Source organism: Streptomyces sp. SolWspMP-5a-2 (assembly GCF_900091845.1).
Lineage (GTDB): Bacteria > Actinomycetota > Actinomycetes > Streptomycetales > Streptomycetaceae > Streptomyces > Streptomyces doudnae.
The window spans coordinates 1-22978 of sequence record NZ_FMCI01000292.1 but is presented as its reverse complement, the minus strand read 5'-3'; the positions used below and the strand labels follow the sequence as shown (position 1 = coordinate 22978).

Sequence of the window (22978 nt, the reverse complement as noted above, 5' to 3'; positions counted from 1 at the left end):
CCGGTCGCCGCGGTCAGGAGTCCAGGTCGTCGGCGAAGCACCGGAACCCCTCCCGCCCCCGGTGCAGCTCCCACAGCACCTCCGCGAGGACCGCCGGGTCCTTGCGGGGATGGCCCGCGACGATCGCCCCGGGGATGATCAGCTGCGCCACGTGGACGCCCTCCGGTGCCAGCCGCTCGTGCAGCAGATGCGCGTAGGCGCCCTCGGCGGCGAACGCGATCGAGGTGCCCGCCCGCTCGGGCTCCGGGACCACCGCGGTGGCGCCGTTGACGAACAGCAGGGTGCCGCGGCCCAGCGCGCGCATGCCCGGCAGCACCTGCCGGACCGCGGTGACGGGGCCGTACACGGAGAGCTCGACCGGCCCGGTGAGGTCCTCCGCCGTCGTCTCCAGGACGGGCCGCATGAAGTCGCGCCGGGGGAGTGGGCTGTACTGGAGGACCTCCACGGTGCCCAGCGCCTCGGCCGCCGCCGCCAGCGCGGCCGTCAGCGACGCCGGGTCGCGCACGTCGGCCGGGAAGGCCCCGGCCGTGACGCCCGCCGCGCCCAGCTCCGCCGCCAGCCCCTCCAGCCGTCGCCGGTCCCGGGCGACGAGCGCGACGCCGAACCCCTCGCGCCCGAACCGCCGCGCGACGGCGGCGCCCAGACCGGGACCGGCTCCGACGATGGCGATGGTGGTCATGGTGCCTCCCGTGCGGTCCGGTGCGATGGCTCGTCAGGGGAACGGGCCGGCCGCCGTCGTACGTGCCCCGAACGGAGCGGATTCCCCCCTGCGGGTGAGCCGAAGTGCGCGGGGGATCGAGCAGATCCGCCCGTCGGCCCGTACCTGCGGACAGGGGCCGTCCGCCCCCACCGCGACCGGACCGATCCAAGGGACGAACAGCATGAACGCAAGCGCAGCCATCGGCGTGACCGGCCTCGGCGTGATGGGCCGCAACCTCGCCAGGAACTTCGCCCGCAACGGCTACACCGTCGCCGTCCACAACCGCGGCGAGGCCCGCACGCGCGCACTGATCGACGCGTTCGGGCACGAGGGCGACTTCGTGGCGGCACGGACGGCCGAGGAACTCGTGGCCGCGCTGGAACGCCCGCGCAAGCTGCTGCTGATGGTGCAGGCGGGCCCCGCGACCGACGCCGTGATCGAGGAGTTCGCCGCCCTCCTGGAACCCGGCGACATGATCATCGACGGCGGCAACGCCCACTTCGCCGACACCCGGCGCCGCGAGGCCGCCCTGCGCGACCTCGGCCTGCACTTCGTCGGCGTGGGCGTCTCCGGCGGCGAGGAGGGCGCCCTGCACGGGCCGTCCGTCATGCCGGGCGGCTCGGCGGAGTCGTACGCGGTCCTCGGCCCGATGTTCGAGGCGATCAGCGCGAAGGTGGACGGCGAGCCCTGCGCCGCGCACATCGGGGCGGACGGCGCCGGGCACTTCGTCAAGATGGTCCACAACGGCATCGAGTACGCCGACATGCAGCTGATCGCCGAGGCGTACGACCTGCTCCGGCAGGTGGCCGGACACACCCCGGCGGAGATCGCCGAGGTCTTCCGGCGCTGGAACGAGGGGCGGCTCGGCTCCTACCTGGTGGAGATCACGGCGGAGGTCCTCGACCACACCGACCACGCCACCGGGGAACCCTTCGTGGACGTCGTCGCGGACGCGGCCGGGCAGAAGGGCACCGGGCGCTGGACCGTGCAGACCGCCCTCGACCTGGGGTCCCCGGTGACCGCCATCGCGCAGGCCACCTTCGCCCGCGCCGCGTCGGGACAGGCCGAACTGCGGTCCGCCTGCGCCGGGTTGCCCGGCGGTGTCACGCCCGCGCTCAGCCGTACCGAGGCCGCGCGGTTCGCCTCGCGGGTGGAGCACGCCCTCTACGCCTCCAAGGTCATCGCCTACGACCAGGGCTGGAAGATGATCCGGGACGCGGCGGCCGAGTACGGGTGGAAGATCGACCTGGCGGAGGTGGCCCGGATCTGGCGGGGCGGCTGCATCATCCGCGCGTCGTTCCTCGACCGGATCCGCGCCGCCCACACCGCCGACCCTGACCTGGTCAGCCTGCTCGCCGAGCCCGGTTTCGCCGCCGAGATCGGTGACGCGCAGGTGCCGTGGCGGGAGGTCGTGGCCTCGGCCGCCCGGCGCGGTGTCCCGGTGCCCGCGTTCTCCGCCGCGCTCGCCCACTACGACACCCTGCGCGCGGGACGGCTGCCCGCCGCCCTTCTCCAGGGCCAGCGCGACTACTTCGGGGCGCACGGCTACCGGCGCACCGACCGGCCCGGCGACTTCCACACCCACTGGGCCACCCCCGACCGCGTCGAGACCGAGGCCTGACGGATCGTCATGACCGTTGTCCGGCACGGCTGTCGAGGGACGGACGGCGCCGGGACGTGATTCCGGCGGGGTGGGCGGAACCGCCGACCCCGCCGGGCGCCGGACGCCGCGGTCCGGCGCGCTCCCCGGGGGTCCGGGGCGCGCGCCGGGCAGGGCCCGCCGACAACGGTCAGCTGACCTTGACCGTGGTGGTCGCCGAGTGCGTGTCACCGTGCACCACGCGCAGCTTCCAGGTGCCCTTCTCGGTCAGCTTCACGTCGGTGCTGTACATGTGCTTCCTGACGGTGGTGGACGAGTGGAGCGTCGTCCACTTGCCGTTCTTGTAGTGCTGCACCGTCAGCTTCTCGCCGTTCTTGAGGCCGGTGGTCGAGCCGGTCAGCCGGACGGTCTCCCGGGCCTTCACCGCGTGTTTGTCCGACTTCACGGTGATCTTCGCCTTGTGTGGCGTCATCGCGCTGGGGCTCGCCGGGGCCGCGGGGTGGTCGGCGGCGCTCGCGACGGTGGCGGACGCGCCACCGGCCAGCAGGGCCGCCGCGCAGGCGGCGCCGATCGCGGTCATGCGGATTCGACGGGTCTTGACGACTGCTCTCATGGGACGTACCTCTCGAACAGGAGGACGAAATCCTTGCCGCTTCCGAAGGTAGCCCGGGTCGGACGACTCCGCCTGTCAAGAGGTTTCGCCGCAGGTCAGAGCCGTGATCACGGAAAATCCGGCCGTCCGGGCCGACCTGCTTGGCGCCTGTTCGAGTGACGCCTCGGCATCCCGTCCGCGCGACGGGCTCCCGCCCCCTGCGGAGCTTCGCGGGGAGTCGTCCGGAGGGCCCTTCGGACGGCGCCTGGCACCCGGCTCCCTGATCCCCGCGACCGAGTCGCGTCACCCCGGTGCCGCCCGGCGCCGAGCGCGCGGAGACGACCGTGAACTCGGCCGGGAAGAAGGGGCATCGCGCCGGATCCCCGGGCCACCGCCACCGGAGTCGGCCCACTTGACCGAGCCGAGGGCCCAACACGGCGGCCCCGACGCCGGATTGGCGAACCGTGACACAAGGTGTTCGCGCCGTCACTCCTCGGCGTCGGCGCGGCCTCGCGGGCGGAGGAATGCCCGCGTCCGGATCGGGTACGCGTCGCTGAACCGTGCCTTGGGCCAGGAGGGCTCCAGGGCGTCCCGACCGCCGGTCCGGCCGGTCCGGCAAGGAGACACCCATGAACGAGAACACCGACTCGCCCGCCCGGCAGGCACTGGACGCGCTGGCCGTGGACACCGAGAACACCGCGGCCCTCGACACCCTCGCGCAGAGCGACGTCCTGGTGCCCGTCCCCGACGACGCCAACCCCGAGGCCACCGCCGACCCGGCCGTGGTGGCGCTGCCCGTCCTGGAGCAGCCCGGCGGCGACCCCATCGTGCCCGTCTTCACCTCGGAGGGTGAGCTGGCCGGGGTCCTCCCCTCGGTCTCCCGCTACCGGCTGGTCCCGCTCGGCGCCCTCGCCTCGCAGTGGCCGGCCGAGGACCTGTCGCTGAGCATCGACCCGGGTTCCGAGCACCCGCTGACCCTCACCTCGGAGGGCGTCCGCACCCTGCTGGCCCGCACCTAGGGCGTGTCTGACCATTCCCGTCTGCCTCGCGGCGCCATGCACGCACTCCCGCCGCACCGGGCGCAGTCCCGAGTACGCCCAGTACGAGGGACTGCGCCCGGCACGCCGAGAGCACGCACCTGACCCCGCGAGGCCGCCCTCCGGGCAACGACGCGCATGGTCAGACACGCCCTGGACCCGTCACGCCGGAGCGGACCGGGCCACCACCGCACGCCGGGTGAGTGGCCCGGACCCTTGTCCGGACCGGGCAGCGCACCCGGCCGTCCCGTCAACCCGAGCCGGGGTTGCGGCGGTCGGTAGTCTGAGGGGGGTGGAAGCTGCTGACCATACCCGGGGGCGTGGGTGCATGGGGACGAGGATCAGGGTCTCGGTCGCGGGACCGGCCGGTCTCGACGAACTACATGAGCTGCGGGCCGAGTTGGACCGGACGACGGGCCTGTCCTGGCAGGAGGGCGAGAGCGGGTCGGACGGCCGGGTCCTGTCGGGCGGGGTCAGCGAGATCATCCTGGTGGCCGTGACCGGCAAGCTCTCCGAGATGGCCGTGACCTACGCGGTGGACGCGGCCAGGAAGATCGTCGCACGGCATCAGGCCCGCCGACTGGACCCGGGCGAGGCCACCCTGACGACGGAGCCCCTGCCCGCGGACCCGGCGGACGACGAGCCCGACCCGCCCGGACGGACCGCCTGAGATGGCCTTCCGGGCAGTCGTGGTCGGACCCGATCGGTACGCCGCCGACTCCGGTGTCGAGAGCCACCCCTCGATCGGCATCAGCGCCCAGCAGTACGGCGAGGTGCTGGCGGCGGACGCCATGTGGGGGCCCGGAAGCTGCCGGGTGCTCGGTGAGGACGAGGTCCGCACCGCCGAGGGGGTGATGTCCGCGCTGGAGGAGGTCGCCGCCGCGGTCGGCCCCGAGGACACCCTGATGGTCGTCTACGTGGGGCACGGCCAGTACTGGAGCGATCTGCCCGGCGGCCAGGTGCACTTCGCGGTCGGCTCCTCCCACCGGGCGAGGCCCTGGACCTGGCTGTCCAGTTGGTACGTGTACCGCGCGCTGCGCCGCTCACGGGCCCGGCTGAAGGTGCTGATCGCGGACTGCTGCTACTCCAACATGCTGCCGCAACTGGGGGGCGACGAACCGGACCTGCCCGGCGTGCTCGGCACCCGCGACGAGGGCACCTGCGTCTTCACGGCCGTCCGCAACGAGCAGAGCTACGCCTGGGCCGAGGGCTGCGCGGCGCTGCCCGGTGAACTGGCCAGGTGCACGCCGTTCAGCGGGCATCTGCTGAACGTGCTGCGCCGGGGCACCCGGGACTACGACCACCGGCTCACCATCGGCCTGCTGCGCGAAGCGGTGCAGACCGAGATGGAGAGGTGCGAGGGCGGCGATCACCAGGCGCCGCGGATGGCCCTGAACGACGCGCGCGAGGGCACCGCGCTGTTCACCAACCACATGGAGGCCAGCCGCCGGGTGAAGGCCCCGCCGCTGCTGGAGGCCCCCGACGACTGGGCGCGCGCCCTGCTGCTCGACCGGGACTCCCGGCTGCACGAGTTGCTCCGCGACGAGTACGCCACCGGTGCCGTGGTGGCGCTGCTGACCTCCCGGCGGGACGAGGCCAGCCGCAACCTCGCCCGCCACATCAACGCCCGCGCCAACGACCTGTTCACCGCGCCCGACGCCTTCGCCCGCTACTGGAGCCAGGCGGAGAAGGCACTGCGGGTATGACGGGGCGCCCGCCGAGCCATCCGCAGGAACAGCCCTGGGACTTCGGCTTCGACTGGGTGGTCACCTGCACGGTCGACACCCTCCTCGGCCGGGTGGACGCCATGCGGCGGGTCGTGGTGTCCGGGCCGGGCGCCCGGCCGAACCCGGCCGCCGCGATGCGCGCCCTGCACGCTTTCGCGATGAGGCGCGACGTGGACGAGCTGATCGAGTTCGCCCACCGGCTCGACTACCGTGACGCGGTGACCGTCGTGGCCGTCGCGGCGCTGCGCCGCGACATCCTGGAGTCGGCGGACATCGTGCTGCGGCAGTGGGACAAGGAGCGGGACCCGAGCGGGGCCACCGGACACCGTCTCACCGACCGGGTGGTCCACGACATCGCCTGCCAGCGCACCGTCGTCGACGTCGCCCTCTTCATCCGGCAGTGCAGCCGCGCCGGGCGGACCGACCTGACGGGGCGCACGGTGGAGGCGTTCACCGCGCAGGAGTCCGGCCGCAGCCACCTGGACAAGGCGCTCATCTACATCGCGCTGCGCGACGAAGGGTGCGCCGAGGAGGCCACCGACCTGCTGCACCGCACGCTGGTGGCCATCGCCGGCGAACGGACGGAGCGGCGGGAGGGACGGTCCCCGGGGGAGTTCGACGACCTGGCGGGCGCGTTGCAGCACCTCAGCCCCACGGAGCGCATTCTGGAGGAGTGGCTGGACACCCAGCTGCGGGAGCCGGACCGGGTACGGGCGACCCGGGAGCTGGCCGCGCGTCTGATCACCGCGATCTCGGCCCCGTACACGAGTCTGGTCGAGCACGTGGGCACCCGGCTCGACTACTACGCCGTCGCCGAGATCTGCGGCCATCTGATCGACTGGTCGCACCACGACAAGGCGGTCGAGATCCGCCGTCACGCCGCCGCCCGCGACGACTTCGACGACCTGGCCGAGCTGATCAAGGTCTGGCACGCCTCCACCAAGCTCGGCAAGACCACCAACGACCTGCTCGCCGACATCATGTTGCAAGGCCCGCCCTCCGGGGACGAGGCATCGGACCCCGGACGCGGCTCCCCGCGGACGCTCGCGCAGATCGAGGCCCTGCACACCGCGCTCACCAACCGCCGCTCCGACGCCGAGTGCAAGCGGCTGCTCAGGATCGCCGCCGCCACCCACACCCGCGGCCGCTCCGGAGTGGAGCTCGCGACCCTGCTGACCAAGGTGGAGCGGCCCAGGGACCGCAACCGGGCGGCACAGCGCATCGCCCGGGACCTGGCCCGCCGTCTGCTCGACGAGGGCGCGGACCCCGTGCTGTTCGTCGACTACGTCCGCGAGTTGCGCGCCGCGGACCAGGCCGACGCCGTCCATCTGGCCTGCAAGGAACTGGCCGACCCCTCCGACGCGGTCCGCGCGCGCGGACCGGCGAGCGGCGAGCACGCCGGGCGCGCGGGCGGCACCATCGGCAGGATCGGGGTGGGCCTCTACGAGGCCGGACTGCCCCGGGACGGGTGGGACCTGCTGGAGCGCTATCTGGAGAACGAGTCCCTGGTGGGGCCCGACGACGTGGTGCGCGTGGTGGCCACCCTGGTGGGGCGCTGGGCCGGGGACGAGCCGTCACCCGGGGCCGCCGGGCGCCAGGACGGCGTGTACCGGCAGCACGCCCTGCTGCGACAGGACCGGGTGTTCCTCCTGCGCGCCACCGTGGGCCGGTGGTCGGACCCGGTGCGCCGGGAAGCCGCGACGGCTCTCCTCCACGAGCAGGGCCACCCGGCGGAGGGCGACGCGGTGATCCGCTCCTTCCGCTAGCGGGCGTGCGCGCGGGCGCGGGGTCCGGCGGCGGGCTCGACGGCGCCCGGGGCGGGCAGGATGGGCGGTGCCTGCGCCATGTGGCGCCGGGAGACCCGGACCATGCCCTCGAACGCGCACCACGAGGTGACCGCCAGCAGGCAACCGGCCGTCCAGGGGTCGAGCGCGGGGCGGGAGGTCTTGCCCAGCAGCGAGAAAAGGGTCAGCGCCACCAGATGCGCGGTGAGCCACAGTGCCGCCTGCGCGGCGGGCAGCGTGCGCCAGTGCCGCAGTTGCGTGACTGTCACCTTGGCGTCGTACATCCGGCCGAAGGCCGGCCGGACGCGGGCCAGACAGGGCAGGCCGAACAGCAGCGCGCATCCGGCGGCGAGAGCGGCCATGCCCTGCCAGAGCTGGTCCCAGCCCACCATGTACGCGACGATGGTGAGCAGGACGAAGCTCAGCCGGGCCAGCACCCCGTAGACCGCGGCGCGGCGCTCGCCGTACCCCTTGTCCCGCAGCCGGGGGAGCAGCGCGGCCAGGACCACACTGGGGATGGCGTACACGACGAGGGTGAGGACACTGCTCACGGCGATCAGACTGAGCAGGCTCCCGCGCACCGCGATCAGCGCGACGATCGCGACACAGAGGTTGACGCCCAGCACCAGCCAGTAGACGTCATGACGCCGGCCGAGGGAGGACATACGGGCGGACTGCAGGCCGCGGTGGGTGAGGTGGGCGCGGCTGAGGGCGGCGACCTCGCGGGTGAGGGCGTGGGTGAAGACGAGTCCCGCGGCCATCGGCGAGATCAGGGCGTTGGCCTGGAGCAGCCACCCGAGCCACGTCGGTCCGGCGAGCGTCACGTACGGCGAGGACGCTTCGTTCGGACTCCACTGGAGGTGGTCGTGGTTGTAGACGAACTGCAGGGCGATGTAGAGGAGCGCCGAGCCCGCGAAGGCGCCGTAGACCGCGATGCGCAGCCGGGCCGCCTCGCCGATGCCGCGTCGGCGGACGTTGCCCGCGAAGTCCAGAGGCCCCTGGAATCCGACGTAGGCATAGATCGCGCTGCTGCTGACGACGGCTTTCATGATCTCCTCGTACGGCTGTCCTTTCAGATCCGGGGTTTTCTGGAAGCAGGCGTGGGCCGACTGGGAGCCCGTCGCCATCGTCCAGAACACGACCACGAACAGCACGAGGATGCCGACCTTCAGGACGGTCAGCCAGGAATTGACCGCGAAGAAGACCTTCGGGTCGATCAGATTGACGGCGGTGATCACGATCATGAAAAGCAGGGTGACCAGCCAGCCGTAGCGCAGCAGTTCAGTGTCCGTGTGGCGCGGGTCGGGACCGGGTCCGGCGACGACCAGACGAAGGGACTTCACGGTCAGGGCACGCGTCATGGCGAAGGCTTCGCTGGAGAGATTGATCGCGTAGACCAGCCAGATCCCGCCCGCGGCGACCGTGGCCACCAACGCGCCGCTGCTCTGCAGCGGGAGGAAGATCAGGCCGCCCGTCTTGGGTACCGCGGTGCCCAACTCGACCATGACGGAGGCCACCAGGAGCATCACCAGCCCGCCGATGCCCCAGGTCAACCAGGCGTCGGAGCCGACCGTGCCGTAGGCGCTGTAAGCACCGGCGACCCAGCCCGAGCCGATTATCCCGCCCAGGGCGAGGCCCGTCAGATGAAAGGTGGACAGACGGCGTCTCTCGTCGTCCCCCTCGCGGCCCGCTGCCGGAAGCGCCGGACCTTTTCCCCGAGTACGTCGCACGCACGCTCACCACACATCCCCCGTACCGTGACAGCTTCATCTCACGTACTGTGACGACACGTTACTGTGGCGGCGGCCGAGTGTGTAGAGATATACAAGACGCCCGGAACCGGTTCAGAACTCACCATCCAGCCGGGGTGCCCGCCTCCGGGAAGTGTCCCGGCCCTCCCGTCACACGCCCGCCAGTCCCGCGAGGGTCGGGAAGGTGACGCCGGTCAGTTCCTCGGAGACCGTCCACAGGCGCCGGGCGGTCACCGGGTCGCTCGCCGCCGCCGAGCGGCCGACCAGCGTCGGGCCCCCGCGCATCTCGCCCATGCCGTCGGGGCCGACGTAGCTCGCGCCGGGCAGATCGGCGACGGCCGCGTACAGCGTGGGCAGCGCGCCCGCGCGGTGGTCCTGGGCCACCAGGCGGTTGCCGACCCGCATCGCCGCGCGGCGCAGCGTGCTGCCGTCGTGGCTCTGCAGGTTGGTCGCGGCCCACCCCGGGTGCGCGGCCGTCGCCCGCACGCGGGAGCCCGCGGCCGTGAGTCTGCGCTGGAGTTCGAGGGTGAACAGCAGGTTGGCGAGCTTGGACTGGCTGTAGGCCTTCATCGGCGCGTACTCACCGCCGAGGTCGAGGTTGTCGAAGTGGATGTACGGCGTGCCCGGCATCCGGTGGGCGCCGGACGACACCGTCACCACCCGCTCGGTGACATGCGGCAGCAGCAGGTTCGTCAGGGCGAAGTGGCCCAGGTGGTTGGTGCCGAACTGGGTCTCGAAGCCGTCCCTGGTCGCCGACTGGGGGATGTTCATGACGCCGGCGTTGTTGACGAGCAGGTCGAGGTCGCCCCGCCAGCCCGCCGCGAACTCCCGCACGGAGGAGAGGTCGGCCAGGTCGAGGCGGCGCACCTCGGTGCTTCCGGTGACCCGGGAGGCGGCGGCTTCGCCGCGCGCGGTGTCCCGGACGGCGAGCACCACGTGGGCGCCCGCTCCCGCGAGGGCCTCCACCGTGGCGATGCCGAGGCCGCTGTTGGCGCCGGTGACCACGGCGGTGCGGCCGGTCTGATCGGGGATGTCGGTCACGTTCCAGGTGCTGGGTCGCTTGGTCATGCCTCAAATGTAGGCGGCGCCAACAATGCTGTCAATGACAACAATGATTGCGGCGTCAACAATGATGACGCTGTCAACAATGGGAGCGTGATCAGCAATGTAGGCGTCAGACACATGGTCGATACACTGGCCCGCATGCAGACCCCCGCACGCCGCTACCACCACGGAGACCTCCGTGCCGCCCTGCTGGCCCGCGCCGAGGAGACGCTCCGCGAGAGGGGGCCCGCCGCCCTGTCGCTGCGGGAACTCGCCCGCGACCTCGGGGTCAGCCACGCCGCGCCCAGCCGCCACTTCAAGGACAAGCAGGCGCTGTTGGACGCGCTCGCGCTGGACGGGTTCGAGCGGCTCGCGGCGACCGCCGAGGCGTCGCAGAAGGGCGTCGGCGACCCGTTCGCCGAGCGGCTGCGGGCGTTGGTGCGCGCCTACGTCCGATTCGCCGCGGACAACGCCGAGTTGCTCGACCTGATGTACTCCGTCAAGCACGACCCGGAGGCGTCCCAGGGGCTGCTCGCGGTGGCCTTCCGCTGGTCGGACCACGCCGTCGCGCTCATCGAGTACGGCCAGCGGCGGGGCGAGGTGCGCGAGGGCCCGGTGACGGAGGTCGCGCTGCCGGTCTTCGCGGCCCTGCACGGGTACGCCGACCTCGCGGTCAGCGGCATGCTGCCGCCGGGCGTCCTGGACGGGGGCCTCGACGAGGGGCTCGACGTGGTCCTCGCGTTCATCCTGCGCGGGTCGGCGCCCGGTCCCGCGGCGCCCTGAGAGGCCCGGCGGCGGGCGGCGCCGTCAGCTCTCGCGGTCGGTGTCGTCCGGCGCCGGGGTCGCCCCCAACACGGCCGCCAGGGCGGCGCGTTGGAGCGGCAGGGTCAGGGTGTGCAGTTCCCGGCCCCGGTCGGTGAGCGCGACCCAGACCCCGCGCCGGTCCTCCGCGCAGACCGAGCGCTCCACCAGGCCGTCCTTCTCCAGCCGGCCGATCAGCCGGGAGAGCGCGCTCTGGCTGAGGTGCACCCGCCCGACCAGGTTCTGCACCCGGCACTGGCCGCCGCCCTCACCGGTGTCGGCGGCCTCGGTCACCAGCAGGTCGAGCACCTCGAAGTCGCTCGCGCCCAGGCCGTGCGGGTGCAGGGCGCGGTCGATCTCGCACATCGCGCGGGCGTGGACCGAGAGGATGCCCCGCCATCTCTCCTCCAGCCGGGGATCGGTCGTCCCGACCGTGTTCGCTGCCATACCTGCACGGTAACACCGGGACGACCGTTCGTTGAGTGTGCAACTAGTGCCGGTGGGTGCCGCCGGGCACCGGCCCGGGGCCGGGATCAGGCGGGCGGGTCCTGGAGCAGCCCGATCACGTTGCCCTCCGCGTCCCGGACGGCGGCGATCAGCCGGCCGTTGCCGACGTCCTGGACGTCCTGCTGCACCTCGGCACCGGCCGCGAGGAGCGCGGCGAGCCGTGCCCTGATGTCCTCGACGTGCCAGTACGGCACCGGGCCGGTCAGCCCCTTCGCGGGCCCGCTCGGGTCGAGACCGACGTCCTGCCCGGCGTCCTTGAAGCCGACGTAGTACGGCTCGTCCGCGTAGGGCTCGGTCTGCAGCAGCGCCGTGAACAGCGCCTTCGCCCGCTCGATGTCCTTGACGGGGTAGATGATCGTCTTCACGCCTGCGGTCATGACGGGCTCCTCGTGCTGCGGCACCGGCGGATCTCGCCGATGCCCTCACGCTAGAACGCGGCGGCGGCCGGCGCTTCTCCGATCCTGACCGGCTTGCCGAGGGCCACCGGCCGCGGTCCGCCCCTCACGTCGAGTCGCGCCGCACCAGCTCCGTCGGCAGGATCACCGCGGCCGGGTCCTCGCCGCCGATCTGGGCCAGCAGGACGCGGACCATCTCGGCGCTGATCCGGTCCCAGGGCTGGCGGATCGTGGTGAGTTCGGGGCGGGCGGAGACGGCGGCCGGGGAGTCGTCGAACCCGCCGACGGCGATGTCGTCGGGGACCCGGCGCCCGGCGCGCTCCAGCGCCAGCAGCACGCCCTGCGCCATCAGGTCGGACGCCACGAACACCGCGTCCATGTCCGGGGCCCTGGACAGCAGCAGCTCGGCGCCCGCCTCACCGCTGGCCCGGCTGTAGTCGCCGGAGGCCACGAGCCGTTCGTCGCCCTCGACGCCCGCCTCGGCCAGCACCTCCCGGTACCCGGCCAGCCGCTCCACCCCGCCCGGGGTGTCCAGCGGCCCGGTGACCACGCCGATCCGGCGGCGGCCGAGGGAGAGCAGGTGGCGCACCATGTCCCGGGCGCCGTCGCGGTCGTCGGCCGCCACGTAGCTCACCTTGGAGCCGAGCCCGATCGGCTTGCCGCACGCGACCAGCGGGACGCCCGCCGCGCGCAGCTCCTCGGCGACCGGGTCGCCGGAGTGGTTGGAGACCAGCAGCACCCCGTCCACGTGCCCGGCGGTGATGTACCGGATGAGGCGCCGCCGTTCGTCCTCGGTCCCGGCGAGCATCATCAGCAGCGGGATGTCGTGGGCGGCCAGCGCCTGGGTGCAACCCCGCAGCAGGACATTGAAGTTGGGGTCCTCGAAGAACCGCTCCTGGGGTTCGGTCAGCAGGAAGCCGACCGAGTCGGAACGCCCGGTGATCAGCGAGCGGGCGTGCCGGTTGACGACGTAACCCGTCCTGCGGATCGCGGAGTTGACCGCTTCCTGGGCCGCCGGGCTGACGTAGTGACCGCCGTTGAGCACCCGTGAGACGGTGCCCCGCGAGACCCCCGCCTCGCGGGCCACGTCATGGATCGTCGGCGGTCTGCGTCGGCCCCCCGTGTTGCTCATGGTCATGACTTTACGGCTCCGGAGAGCAGATCGAGCGACCAGAACCGCTGGACGACCAGGAAGAGCGCGATCAGCGGGATCACCGCGAGGAAGGCGCCGGTGATCACCAGCGTGTACAGGGCGGGGGAGTTGGCGCCCTGTTCGAGGAGCGTGTACAGACCGAGGGTGATCGGGAACCGCTCGTCGTCGCTGAGCATGATGTACGGCAGCAGGAAGTTGTTCCAGACGGCGACGAACTGGAACAGGAAGACCGTCACCAGGCCCGGCACCATCATCGGCAGCGCGACCCGGGTGAAGATCCGCCACTCGCCCGCGCCGTCCATCCGTCCGGCCTCCACCACGTCGGTCGGCACGGCGGCCGCCGCGTAGATCCGGGAGAGGTAGACGCCGTACGGGGAGAGGATCTGCGGGAGCAGCACCGACAGGTAGGAGTCGGTGAGGTCGGCCTTGGCCAGCAGCAGGTACTGCGGGACGGCGAGGATGATCGGCGGCATCAGGACCCCGGCGAGCAGCACGTTGAACATCGTCTCGCGGCCCCGGAAGCGGTAGGTCGCCAGCGCGTAGCCGCTGACCGCGGAGACCACCGTCGACAGCAGCGCGCCGAGACCGGCGTAGAGCGCCGAGTTGCCCATCCACGTCCAGTACACGCCGTCGCGGTAGGCGTCGAGGTCCCTGACGTTGTCGGCGAAGCCCGAGCCGGGCAGGAACGTGAAGGTGGAGAACAGCTCGCTGCCCGACTTGGTGGACGCGATCACCACCCAGGCCACGGGCAGCAGCGTGTAGACGGCGCCGAGCAGCAGCGCGACCGTCGGGACCAGCGCGATCCGGCGGCCGCGCGGCGGGCCCTGGGCGGTGCCGGGGGTGGTGCCCGCGGCCGGTGCGGCCTTGCGGACGGCTGTGGCGCTCATCGGGCTGCCTCCTGCTTGGTGCGGCGGTTCGCGGCTCGCAGGAAGCCGAACGACAGGACGAGCGTGACCAGCGCGATGATCGTCGCCTCGGCCGCGGCCCGGTGGATGTCACCGTTGCCGAAGGCGTCCTGGTACACCTTCATCAGCGGACTCCACGTCGTGGAGACGGAGTTGGTGAGCGGTCTGAGGGTGGTCGGCTCGTTGAAGACCTGGAGCGTGGCGATGATGGAGAAGAAGAAGGTGAGCACCAGCGAGGGCGCCACCATCGGGATCTTGATCCGCAGCGCGATCTGGAGCGGTGTCGCGCCGTCGAGCCGGGCCGCCTCGTACACCTCGGCCGGGACGGCCTGGAGCGCGGTGTAGATGACGATCATGTTGAAGCCGGTGCCGCCCCAGACCGCGATGTTCGACAGGGCCAGGTAGAGCGGCCCTCCGTCGAGCAGGTCGGGCTGCGGCAGGCCGAGCCGCTCCAGCACGTAGGAGAACGGGCTCACGTCCGGCAGGTACAGGAATCCCCACAGCAGCGCCGCCACCACGCCGGGGACGGCGTACGGCAGGAAGATCGCGAGCCGGGTGAAGGGGGTGAAGCGGACCCTCTCCGAGTCGAGCATCAGCGCGAACAGCAGCGCCAGGCCGAGCATCACGGGGACGACGATGCAGCCGTAGCCCAGCACCCGCAGCGCGCCCTGGGCCACCTCGCTGTCGGTGAGGGTGTCCCGGTAGTTCTCCAGACCGGCCCAGACCTCGGCGCGGGCCCCGGAGCCGAGGCCGAGCCCGGAGACGTGCACCTTGTGGAGGCTGAGCCAGACCGCGTACCCGATGGGCAGCGCGAAGAAGAGGGCGAAGAGGAGCGCGGCGGGCAGCAGGAAGAGGTAGGGGGCGCTCCGGGTCCGTCCGGGGGCGCCGCCGCGGGACGGACGGGCGTACGGGGCCTTCCCGGCCCCGTACGGCCTGCGGCGGGGGCTGGTCACTCGGAGACTCCGAAGCCCTGCTTCTTCATGTCGGCGACCGTGGCGTCCTGCACGGTGCGCAGGGCGGCGGCGAAGTCCGACCTGTTCTTGGCCGCGGCGCCGAAGGCGTCCTTGAACGCGGTGTAGGCGACGTTCACGTTGGGGCCCCAGGCGGAGGGCGCCGTGGTCTTCGCGATCCCGGCCGCCTCCGTGTAGAAGTCGGGCTGGTTCGCGAAGTACTCCGGCGGGGTGGTGAAGGCGCCGGAGAGCTGGGCGGCGGACGACGCGGGGTAGATGCCGCCCTCCTTGGCCAGGGCGTTGAGCGCCGTGCCGTCGGTGTTCAGCCAGGTGGCGAACTTCGCGGCGGCCGACCGGTGGGCGGAGTCCGTGGTGACGGCCGTGGAGGAGCCGCCCCAGCTGCCCGTCACGTTCTCGGAGCCGGACCACTGGGGGGAGCGGGGCCATGGCCCACTTGCCCTTGGTGTCGGGCGCGGCCGTGGTCAGCGTGCCCGGCGCCCAGACCGCGCTGACCCAGGCGATCTGCTTGCCCGTGTCGAGCGCCTTGTTCCAGGCCGGGGTGTACATCGGCTGGTTGTCGATCGCCCCCTCCTCGACCAGGTCGCCCCAGAACGTGGCGACCTTCCGGGTGGCGGCGTCGTCGATGGCGACCTTCCAGGTCTCCCCGGAGGTCGTCCACCACTTGGCGCCCGCCTGCTGGGCGAGGCCCGCGAAGAGTCCCGAGTCGTTGGCGGAGAAGGTGGTGAGGTCGGTGTCCGGTGCCTTCTTCTTCAGGGCGCGGGCCGTCTCGGCGAACTGCTCCCAGGTGGTGGGGACCTTGAGCCCGTACTTCTCGAAGAGGTCCTCGCGGTAGTAGAACATCATCGGCCCGATGTCCTGGGGCACCGCGTAGACGGCGTCCGTGCCGAGCGTGGTCTGCTGCCAGACACCGGCGGCGAACTTCTTCTCGGCGTCGCCGACGTCACCGGATATGTCGGCGAGCGCGTCGTTGCTGACCAGGGTCGGCAGCGCCTGGTACTCGGCCTGCACCAGGTCGGGGGCCTTCTTCGCCTTGTGCGCGGTGAGGATCTTGGTGATCAGGGTGTCGCCCGACGCCTGCTTCTTCACCGTGACGGTGATCTGCTCCTTCTTGCCGGGGCCCTTGTTCCACAGGTCCACGACCTTGTCCATGCCGGGCGTCCAGGTCCAGTACGTCAGCGAAACCGGCCCCGACCCGGCCTTGTCGTCGTCCGAGCCGCAGGCGGCGAGAGCGGTGGAGCCGAGGGCGACCGCGAGGGTGGTGGCCACGAGGCGACTGTGCTTCGTGATGGGCATGGATTTCTCCCCTGACCTGGGGCCACCGCCTGCTGCGGGGCCCTGCCATGCTTCTGTGAGCGTTCACAGTAGAGAAACATCCCGGACACTTGTCAATGGTTGTTGCTGTGCGGTTATGTTGGGCTCGCACCGCCGATGATGTGTGTGCACGTTCCCAAATGATCGATAACTCGGGAGAGATCCATGCCGGAGACCACCCCCAAGGGCCTCACCAGGCTCGCCTTCGGTGGGGACTACAACCCGGAGCAGTGGCCGGAATCCGTCTGGGCGGAGGACGTCCGGCTGATGCGCGAGGCCGGCGTCACGATGGTGAGCGTCGGGATCTTCTCCTGGGCACTGCTCGAACCCGCCCCGGGAGAACACGACTTCGGCTGGCTCGACCGGCTCCTCGACCTGCTCCACGAGCACGGCGTCCGGGTCGACCTCGGCACCCCGACCGTCGTCCCGCCCGCCTGGTTCTACCGCGACCACCCCGACGCGCTGCCCGTCGGCGCCGACGGCGTCCGCTACGCCTTCGGCTCCCGCGGCGCCATCTGCCACAGCAACGCCGACTACCGGGCCGCCGCCGCGGACATCACCACCCGGCTCGCCGAACGCTACGGCTCCCACCCGGCGCTCGCCCTCTGGCACGTCCACAACGAGTACGGCGTCCCCGTCTCGGCCTGCTACTGCGACTCCTGCGCCGCCCACTTCCGGCGCTGGCTGACCGCCAGGTACGGCACCGTCGACGCCGTCAACGCCGCCTGGGGCACCGCCTTCTGGGGCCAGCGCTACGCCGACCTGGAGCAGATCACCCCGCCCAGGACCGCCCCGACCGTCGGCAACCCCGGCCAGAACCTCGACTACAAGCGGTTCGCCGACGCCACCATGCGCGAGAACTTCACCGCCGAACGCGACATCCTGCACCGCCTCGCCCCCGGGATCCCGGTGACGACCAACTTCATGACCGCCCTCAGCCAGTGCGACTCCGTCGACTACTGGGCCTGGGGCCGCGAGGTCGACCTCGTCACCAACGACCACTACCTGATCACCGACGGCCGCCGCACCCACGTCAACCTCGCGATGGCCGCCGACCTCACCCGCTCGGTGGCGGGCGGCGCCCCCTGGCTGCTCCTCGAACACTCCACCTCGGGCGTCAACTGGCAGCCCCGCAACCCCGCCAAGGCCCCCGGCCAGATGGCCCGCAACTCCCTCGCCCACGTCGCCCGCGGCTCCGAGGGTGCCATGTTCTTCCAGTGGCGCCAGTCCCGGCGCGGCGCCGAGAAGTTCCACTCGGCGATGCTCCCGCACGGCGGCACCGACACCCGCGTCTGGCGCGAGGTCGTCGAACTCGGCGCCTCCGTCGAGGCGTTGACGGCCGTCAAGGGCACCCGCACCGAGGCCGACGCGGCCGTCCTGTGGGACTGGCACTCCTGGTGGGCGCAGACCCTCCAGTGGCGCCCCAGCGAGGACCACGACGCCCGCGAACGCGCCGACGCCTTCTACGCGGCCCTCTACGACCGCCACCTCACCGTCGACTTCGCCCACCCGGAGGCCGACCTCTCCCGCTACCCGCTGGTCGTCGTGCCCGCGCTCTATCTGACGACCGAGGCCGCGGGCGCGAACCTGCGCGCCTACGTGGAGGGCGGCGGCACCCTCGTCGTCTCCTGCTTCTCCGGCATCGTCGACGAGCACGACGCCGTCCACGAGGGCCCCTACCCCGGCGCCCTGCGGGACGTACTGGGCCTGACCGTCGAGGAGTTCTCCCCGCTCCTCGCCGGTGACACGGTGCGGCTCGACGGACCCGACGGCGCCACCCTCGACGCCGACGTGTGGACCGAGTTCGTGGTGCCGCGCGGCGCCGAGACGGTCTGGCGCTACGCCGACGGCCTCACCGCGGGCCTCCCCGCCGTCACCCGGCACGCCCTCGGCGAGGGCACCGCCTGGTACGTCTCCACCCGCCTCGGCGCCGAGGGCCTCGACGCGGTGCTCGCGCTCGCCGGGCAGGACGCCCGCATCGCTCCGCGCGCCGACCTCCCCCGGGACGTCGAAGTGGTGCGCCGCAGCGGGGAGTCGGGCACCTTCCTGTTCGCCGTCAACCACACCGCCGCCGACGCCAAGGTGCCGCTGGAGGGCACCGGCACCGAACTGCTCACCGGTGAACGGGCCGCGGGCCGCCTCGCGGTCCCCGCCGGGGCCGTCCGCGTCGTGCGACTCGACGGCTGAGCCGACTCCCTCCGCCCGCGCGGGCCGCGCTCCGCGGGCGGAGGGGCACCGCCCTCCGCTCCCCGGGAGGGACCCCGAGAGGGGAGGGCCCCGCAGCGGGCCGCGTCACCCGGACGGAGCGATCCGCGGGCGGGCGCGGACCGCGGGCCGGGCCGTCCCCCCGCCACCACGTCGAAGGGACGACGGACGACGATGTTCCATCCCAGACGCACGCTCAGGGCCCTGCTCCTGCCGCTCCTGGCCGGACTCGCCCTCACCGCCCTGCCCGCCCCGACCGCCACCGCGGCGAGCACCCTCACCAACGGCGGCTTCGAGTCCGACGCCACCGGCGCTGCCGTCCCGGCGGGCTGGTCCGAGTACGGCGACACCGGCGCCTCCTACACCGAGTCCGGTGGCCACAGCGGGAGTTACCGCCTCACCCACTACTCCGCCACCGCCTACAAGGTCGAGACCTACCAGTACCTCTCAGGCCTCGCCAACGGCACCTACACCCTCACCGCCTGGGTCCGCTCCGGCGGCGGACAGAACGCCGCCCACCTCGCCCTGAAGAACTGCGGCAGCGCCGAACAGCGCACCGATCTGCCCGTCTCCAGCAGCAGTTGGGTGCGGATCGTCACCTCGGTCGCCGTCACGGGCAACCAGTGCACGATCAGCGTCACCTCCGACGCCAACGCGGGCAACTGGATCAACGTCGACGACCTGACCCTCACGTCCGGCTCCACCGGCCTGGCCGTCAAGGGCGCCGACATCTCCTCGCTGGCCAAGAGCGAGGCCAAGGGCGGTGTCTACAGGACGAGTTCGGGCGCCACCGGCGACGCCGTCACCATCCTGCGCAACGCCGGCATGAACTACGCGCGCCTCAAGGTCTGGGTCGACCCGGCCGACGGCTACAACGACAAGGCGCACGTGCTGGCCGTCGCCAAGCGCGCCAAGGCGTCCGGCATGAAGCTCCTCGTCGACTTCCACTACTCGGACACCTGGGCCGACCCCGGCAAGCAGACCAAGCCCGCCGCCTGGGCCGCCCACTCCTACAGCCAGCTCAAGACCGACGTCTACAACCACACCCACGACGTCCTCAACGCCCTCAAGGCACAGGGCACCACGGCCGACATGGTCCAGATCGGCAACGAGATCAACGGCGGCATGCTCTGGTCCGAGGGCTCCACCGACAACTGGTCCCAGCTCGCCGGGCTCCTCAACTCCGGCTACAGCGCGGCCAAGGCGGTCTCCTCCGGCACCCAGGTCGCGCTGCACCTCGCGAACGCCGGTGACGGCGGCACCGTCCGCTGGTGGTTCGACAACGCCAGGACGTACGGCATCGGCTACGACCTCATCGGCCTGTCCTACTACGGCTACTGGCACGGCTCGCTGGCCGCCGCCCAGGCCACCCTGGACGACACCGCCGCGCGCTACGGCAAGCCCGTCTTCGTCGCCGAGACGGCCTACCCGTTCCGCCTCGACAGCGACGACGCGCTCCCCAACCAGATCGACACCACCGGCGAGCTGGTCACCGGCTACCCGGCCACCCCGGCGGGCCAGCTCGCGTGGATGAACGCCGTCGCCGGTCTCGTCGAGGCCGTCCCGGGCGGCCGCGGGCTCGGCGTCTTCTACTGGGAGGCGACCTGGACCGCCGTCACCGGCAACGGCTGGGACCCGGCCGACCCGTCCTCCGGCAACGGCTGGGAGAACCAGGCCCTGTTCGGCTTCGACGACCGGGCCCTCGCCTCCATGGCGTGGTTCAGCCACCGCTGACGCACGCACCGCAGCACGGGGCCCGGCCGCGGGGGAGCGGCCGGGCCCTTCCACACCCGCCCCGGCCCGACCCCGGCAGCCCTCCCCGGACCCTGCCGGGCCGCCGACCCGTCCGCCCCGCGCATCCCACCCCAGACAGCCCCGTGCATCCGGCCCGGCCTCCGCCCCCGTCGGCCCCGTGCATCCGGCCCGGCCTCCGCCCCCGTCAGCCCCCCGCACCCGGCCCGCCCCCCCCGCGTCCCTGACCGGCCGGAACACGCCGTAACACCCGCCACGTGCCGGTCGTTGTGCACGCCACCTACGTACCTCCAGGAGGAGCCGCACCGTGCTGACACGCGTGGAACGCGACGGAGTCCCGCTGACCCTCACCCGACGCGCCGGATCGGGCAGGCCGCTGCTCCTCGTCCCCGGGGTGATGGCCGACGCCTCGGGCTGGCAGCCCGTCGTAGACGCGCTGGACGTCCCCGGACCCGTGTACGTCCTCAACCGGCGCGGACGACGGCCCAGCGGCCCGCTCGGCGCCGACTACTCCGTGCGCACCGAGATCGACGACCTGACCCGGGTCCTCGACGAGATCACCGCCGCCGAGGGCCCGCACCAGGGTCTCGACCTCTTCGGCTGGAGCTTCGGCGGCCTCGTCGCCCTGGAGGCCACCGCCCGCCGCACCGGCGCCGTCCGCTCCCTGACCCTCTACGAACCCGTCGTGCGCCCCTTCGGCCGCGCCGCGCTGCCCGCCCTGCGGGAGGCCGACGCGGCCGGTGACCTCGACCGCGCCGTGGAGATCGTCAACCGGGACGTGTCCGGGTTCTCCGCGCGGTACGTCGCCGACCTGCGCGCCACCCCCGTCTGGGACGTGCTGCGCCCGCTGGCCGCCCCCCTCGCCCGCGAACTCACCGCCCTGGACGACCACCCCGCCGACCTCGCGGCCCTCGCCGCCACCGACCTGCCGCCGCTGACCCTGCTGCTCGGCGGCGACAACGAGGGGAGCGCGCCCTACGGCGACGCGTTCACCGCCTTCACCACCGCCCTGCCCCGGGCCCGGACGGTCGTGATGCCCGGCCAGGGCCACCTCGCCCACGCCCAGGACCCGCGCGCCCTCGCCGACCACATCGCCGCCGCCGTCCGCCACCCGGCACCCGCCTCCTGACCCCGGCGCTCACTCCTGCGGGCCGCCCACCGGGGGCTCCGCGCGGCGCCCGGCGTCCGTGAGACCGGGCAGCGCGGCCCGCCAGAAGTGCTCCACCGCCTGGGCCACCTCCCGGGCCGCACCCGGCTGACGGGACAGGATCTGCACCCCGACCGTCAGCGCGAGGACGGTCGCCACCACGTCCTCGGCCACCACGCCCGGCGGCAGACTCCGGTCCCGCCGGGCGTCCTCCAGGAGCCCCAGCAGCAGCGCCGCGAGCCTGGCGCGCAGCAGCGGGACCCCGCCGTCGGCGCGGTCGCAGCTCACCTGGAACCCCGCCCGCACCACCACGTCCTCGCTCAGCAGCCTGGCCAGCTCCCGCGTCGTCGCCACCAGCGCCGCCAGCGCCTGCCCGGCCCCCGGGACCCGCACCGCGGCCAGCCCGTCAAGCGCCCGCGCAGCCTCCTGCTCAAGGGCCGACGCCAGCGCGTCCTTGTCGGCGAAGTGGAAGTACACCGCGCCCGTGGAGAGCCCCGCCGCCGCGCTCACCTTGGCGAGCGTCGCCGCCCGCAGACCGTGCCGGTCGACGACCCGCGCGGCGGCCCGCACGATGGCCTCACGGGACCGGACGGCGCGTTCCTGTCGCGGCATCGGTGTCAGATCCCCCCGCCCTCCCCGGCCCCGCCCCGTCTCGCACCGGCGACCGCCCCGGGCACCGCGGAATCCGGCCGCGCCCCCGCACCGGACGGCGCGGCCAGCGCGGACGCGCCGATCAGCAGCACCGCCCCGAACGCGACGACACCCTGGTGCGCGGGCGGTCGCCCGAGCAGCGGGCCGAGCAGCAGCGAACCGAGCACCTGACCGCTGATCATCCCGAGCCCGGCCGCCAGCACCCCGATCCTGCGCACGGTCAGCACGGCCGTCAGCACCACCACGCAGCCCAGCAGGCCCCCGGTGAAGTGCCACGCCGGGCCCGCCCCCGGCCGCGGCAGCCCGGCGGTGAGCGCCAGCACCGCCAGCGCGGCGACCGTCAGAGCGGTGCCCGCGGCGAAGCTCAGCAGCACCGCCGGGTAGGGGTGCCGCCCGCTGGCCTCGTCCACCCTCCCGTTCACCGCCATCTGCCAGGACAGCGCGCAGCCCGCGAGGAACGGCAGCACGGCGAGGGCCAGCGCCCGGCCCGCGTCGGGCGCGGCCAGCACCGGGAAGGCCACCGCGCAGACCGCGAGCAGCCCACCCGCCAGCCGCCGGGGCGTGGCCGGACGCCGTCCGCCGGGACCGAGCCCGAGGTGGTCCACCGCCACCGCGCACAGGGTCTGGCCCGCGACCAGCGCCAGCGTGTACGCGGCGGGTCCGAGGGCCGCGGCGGTCAGCGCCTGGGTCAGCACCATGCTGCCGCCCGCGACCCCGCCCAGGCAGTGCCACGCCCGCAGCGACCGCGAGCGCAGGCCCGCGCGCAGGGCCGAGAACGCGGCCCCGGTCCCCGGCAGGAACAGCGCCGCGGCCGCCGCGACGAGCAGGCTGAGCGTGTTGGACCAGACGGCCGCGGCGACGGACCCGGCGTGCTCGCCGAGCCTGCCGTTGACCACCGACTCCAGGGCCAGCGCGGCGCCGCCCCCGACGGCCCCGAGCAACGGC

General features: G+C 73.0%; 20 protein-coding genes and 1 pseudogene. 9 read left to right on the top strand and 12 right to left on the bottom strand.

What is annotated here, in order from left to right; translation table 11 throughout:
- Positions 1 to 13: 13 nt before the first annotated feature.
- On the bottom strand, positions 14 to 679 hold the full coding sequence (locus tag GA0115242_RS29180) for an SDR family NAD(P)-dependent oxidoreductase (RefSeq protein ID WP_093833715.1): 666 nt from the start codon (positions 677 to 679) through the stop codon (positions 14 to 16).
- Between the two features lie 202 nt (positions 680 to 881).
- On the opposite strand from GA0115242_RS29180, the gene gndA reads away from it, so the two are divergent.
- On the top strand, positions 882 to 2321 hold the full coding sequence (gene gndA / locus GA0115242_RS29175) for an NADP-dependent phosphogluconate dehydrogenase (protein WP_093833713.1): 1440 nt from the start codon (positions 882 to 884) through the stop codon (positions 2319 to 2321).
- A gap of 169 nt (positions 2322 to 2490) precedes the next feature.
- Here gndA and GA0115242_RS29170 read toward each other — a convergent pair whose 3' ends face one another.
- Complete coding sequence (locus tag GA0115242_RS29170) at positions 2491 to 2913, bottom strand: hypothetical protein (protein WP_141721788.1); 423 nt, start codon at positions 2911 to 2913, stop codon at positions 2491 to 2493.
- Between the two features lie 608 nt (positions 2914 to 3521).
- Between GA0115242_RS29170 and GA0115242_RS29165 the strand changes: the two genes are divergently transcribed.
- The 4 genes from GA0115242_RS29165 (at position 3522) to GA0115242_RS29155 (ending at position 7422) form a co-directional block, all read left to right on the top strand.
- The gene (locus GA0115242_RS29165; RefSeq protein WP_093833709.1) at positions 3522 to 3911 is read left to right on the top strand and encodes an SseB family protein; all 390 of its coding nucleotides are present in this window, start codon (positions 3522 to 3524) and stop codon (positions 3909 to 3911) included.
- A 346-nt stretch (positions 3912 to 4257) separates the two neighbouring features.
- On the top strand, positions 4258 to 4599 hold the full coding sequence (locus GA0115242_RS40060) for a hypothetical protein (RefSeq protein WP_107461513.1): 342 nt from the start codon (positions 4258 to 4260) through the stop codon (positions 4597 to 4599).
- A gap of 1 nt (position 4600) precedes the next feature.
- Positions 4601 to 5635 (top strand): caspase family protein, encoded by a 1035-nt coding sequence (locus GA0115242_RS29160; protein WP_093833707.1) that lies wholly within the window; start codon positions 4601 to 4603, stop codon positions 5633 to 5635.
- On the top strand, positions 5632 to 7422 hold the full coding sequence (locus GA0115242_RS29155) for a hypothetical protein (RefSeq protein WP_093833705.1): 1791 nt from the start codon (positions 5632 to 5634) through the stop codon (positions 7420 to 7422). Before GA0115242_RS29160 ends, GA0115242_RS29155 begins: the two co-directional genes overlap by 4 nt.
- Here the strand turns inward: GA0115242_RS29155 and GA0115242_RS29150 are convergent.
- A complete protein-coding gene (locus GA0115242_RS29150; protein WP_093833703.1) occupies positions 7419 to 9170 on the bottom strand; it encodes an APC family permease in 1752 nt (583 codons plus the stop codon). The two genes, GA0115242_RS29155 and GA0115242_RS29150, sit on opposite strands and share 4 nt — an antisense overlap.
- 171 nt (positions 9171 to 9341) lie before the next feature.
- The gene (locus GA0115242_RS29145) at positions 9342 to 10259 is read right to left on the bottom strand and encodes an oxidoreductase (protein ID WP_093833701.1); all 918 of its coding nucleotides are present in this window, start codon (positions 10257 to 10259) and stop codon (positions 9342 to 9344) included.
- Positions 10260 to 10394: 135 nt separating this feature from the next.
- Between GA0115242_RS29145 and GA0115242_RS29140 the strand changes: the two genes are divergently transcribed.
- On the top strand, positions 10395 to 11018 hold the full coding sequence (locus GA0115242_RS29140; RefSeq protein ID WP_093833699.1) for a TetR/AcrR family transcriptional regulator: 624 nt from the start codon (positions 10395 to 10397) through the stop codon (positions 11016 to 11018).
- 24 nt (positions 11019 to 11042) lie between these two features.
- On the opposite strand, the gene GA0115242_RS29135 is transcribed toward GA0115242_RS29140, so the two are convergent.
- The 6 genes and pseudogenes from GA0115242_RS29135 to GA0115242_RS29110 all read right to left on the bottom strand — a co-directional run bounded on the left by GA0115242_RS29135 (position 11043) and on the right by GA0115242_RS29110 (position 16260).
- Positions 11043 to 11483, bottom strand: a complete 441-nt coding sequence (locus GA0115242_RS29135) for a MarR family winged helix-turn-helix transcriptional regulator (protein WP_093833697.1) — start codon at positions 11481 to 11483, stop codon at positions 11043 to 11045.
- An 86-nt stretch (positions 11484 to 11569) separates the two neighbouring features.
- Entirely contained in the window at positions 11570 to 11920 is a 351-nt protein-coding gene (locus tag GA0115242_RS29130) for a VOC family protein (protein WP_093833695.1), read from the bottom strand.
- 124 nt (positions 11921 to 12044) lie between these two features.
- Positions 12045 to 13076, bottom strand: coding sequence for a LacI family DNA-binding transcriptional regulator (locus GA0115242_RS29125; protein ID WP_093833693.1), 1032 nt, complete (start codon positions 13074 to 13076; stop codon positions 12045 to 12047).
- Entirely contained in the window at positions 13073 to 13978 is a 906-nt protein-coding gene (locus GA0115242_RS29120) for a carbohydrate ABC transporter permease (RefSeq protein ID WP_093833691.1), read from the bottom strand. Before GA0115242_RS29120 ends, GA0115242_RS29125 begins: the two co-directional genes overlap by 4 nt.
- Positions 13975 to 14949 carry a carbohydrate ABC transporter permease gene (locus GA0115242_RS29115; protein ID WP_093833689.1) on the bottom strand — a complete coding sequence of 325 codons (975 nt, stop codon included), beginning with the start codon at positions 14947 to 14949 and terminating at the stop codon, positions 13975 to 13977. The genes GA0115242_RS29120 and GA0115242_RS29115 overlap by 4 nt, the downstream gene beginning before the upstream one ends.
- Positions 14946 to 16260, bottom strand: a pseudogene (locus tag GA0115242_RS29110) (extracellular solute-binding protein). The gene GA0115242_RS29115 and the pseudogene GA0115242_RS29110 overlap by 4 nt, the downstream one beginning before the upstream one ends.
- A gap of 183 nt (positions 16261 to 16443) precedes the next feature.
- On the opposite strand from GA0115242_RS29110, the gene GA0115242_RS29105 reads away from it, so the two are divergent.
- From GA0115242_RS29105 to GA0115242_RS29095, 3 genes are all read left to right on the top strand, one after another.
- Positions 16444 to 18465 carry a beta-galactosidase gene (locus GA0115242_RS29105; protein ID WP_093833687.1) on the top strand — a complete coding sequence of 674 codons (2022 nt, stop codon included), beginning with the start codon at positions 16444 to 16446 and terminating at the stop codon, positions 18463 to 18465.
- Between the two features lie 192 nt (positions 18466 to 18657).
- The gene (locus GA0115242_RS29100; RefSeq protein WP_093833685.1) at positions 18658 to 20217 is read left to right on the top strand and encodes a glycosyl hydrolase 53 family protein; all 1560 of its coding nucleotides are present in this window, start codon (positions 18658 to 18660) and stop codon (positions 20215 to 20217) included.
- Positions 20218 to 20542: 325 nt separating this feature from the next.
- Positions 20543 to 21364 carry an alpha/beta fold hydrolase gene (locus GA0115242_RS29095; RefSeq protein WP_256089788.1) on the top strand — a complete coding sequence of 274 codons (822 nt, stop codon included), beginning with the start codon at positions 20543 to 20545 and terminating at the stop codon, positions 21362 to 21364.
- Between the two features lie 9 nt (positions 21365 to 21373).
- On the opposite strand, the gene GA0115242_RS29090 is transcribed toward GA0115242_RS29095, so the two are convergent.
- Together GA0115242_RS29090 and GA0115242_RS29085 are read right to left on the bottom strand one after the other, a co-directional pair.
- Positions 21374 to 21994, bottom strand: a complete 621-nt coding sequence (locus tag GA0115242_RS29090) for a TetR/AcrR family transcriptional regulator (protein WP_093833683.1) — start codon at positions 21992 to 21994, stop codon at positions 21374 to 21376.
- A 5-nt stretch (positions 21995 to 21999) separates the two neighbouring features.
- Positions 22000 to 22978, bottom strand: a 979-nt coding sequence (locus tag GA0115242_RS29085; RefSeq protein ID WP_093833681.1) for a DMT family transporter, incomplete at its 5' end; no start/stop codon positions are given.

Excerpts from the sequence above, each read along its gene's own strand:
- GA0115242_RS29125 (WP_093833693.1), bottom strand. The coding sequence starts at position 13,076 with ATGACCATGAGCAACACGGGGGGCCGACGCAGACCGCCGACGATCCAT.
- GA0115242_RS29120 (WP_093833691.1), bottom strand. The coding sequence starts at position 13,978 with ATGAGCGCCACAGCCGTCCGCAAGGCCGCACCGGCCGCGGGCACCACC.
- gndA (WP_093833713.1), top strand. The coding sequence starts at position 882 with ATGAACGCAAGCGCAGCCATCGGCGTGACCGGCCTCGGCGTGATGGGC.
- GA0115242_RS29165 (WP_093833709.1), top strand. The coding sequence starts at position 3,522 with ATGAACGAGAACACCGACTCGCCCGCCCGGCAGGCACTGGACGCGCTG.
- GA0115242_RS29100 (WP_093833685.1), top strand. The coding sequence starts at position 18,658 with ATGTTCCATCCCAGACGCACGCTCAGGGCCCTGCTCCTGCCGCTCCTG.
- GA0115242_RS29170 (WP_141721788.1), bottom strand. The coding sequence starts at position 2,913 with ATGAGAGCAGTCGTCAAGACCCGTCGAATCCGCATGACCGCGATCGGC.
- GA0115242_RS29145 (WP_093833701.1), bottom strand. The coding sequence starts at position 10,259 with ATGACCAAGCGACCCAGCACCTGGAACGTGACCGACATCCCCGATCAG.
- GA0115242_RS29090 (WP_093833683.1), bottom strand. The coding sequence starts at position 21,994 with ATGCCGCGACAGGAACGCGCCGTCCGGTCCCGTGAGGCCATCGTGCGG.
- GA0115242_RS40060 (WP_107461513.1), top strand. The coding sequence starts at position 4,258 with ATGGGGACGAGGATCAGGGTCTCGGTCGCGGGACCGGCCGGTCTCGAC.
- GA0115242_RS29180 (WP_093833715.1), bottom strand. The coding sequence starts at position 679 with ATGACCACCATCGCCATCGTCGGAGCCGGTCCCGGTCTGGGCGCCGCC.
- GA0115242_RS29135 (WP_093833697.1), bottom strand. The coding sequence starts at position 11,483 with ATGGCAGCGAACACGGTCGGGACGACCGATCCCCGGCTGGAGGAGAGA.
- GA0115242_RS29155 (WP_093833705.1), top strand. The coding sequence starts at position 5,632 with ATGACGGGGCGCCCGCCGAGCCATCCGCAGGAACAGCCCTGGGACTTC.
- GA0115242_RS29160 (WP_093833707.1), top strand. The coding sequence starts at position 4,601 with ATGGCCTTCCGGGCAGTCGTGGTCGGACCCGATCGGTACGCCGCCGAC.
- GA0115242_RS29140 (WP_093833699.1), top strand. The coding sequence starts at position 10,395 with ATGCAGACCCCCGCACGCCGCTACCACCACGGAGACCTCCGTGCCGCC.
- GA0115242_RS29105 (WP_093833687.1), top strand. The coding sequence starts at position 16,444 with ATGCCGGAGACCACCCCCAAGGGCCTCACCAGGCTCGCCTTCGGTGGG.
- GA0115242_RS29130 (WP_093833695.1), bottom strand. The coding sequence starts at position 11,920 with ATGACCGCAGGCGTGAAGACGATCATCTACCCCGTCAAGGACATCGAG.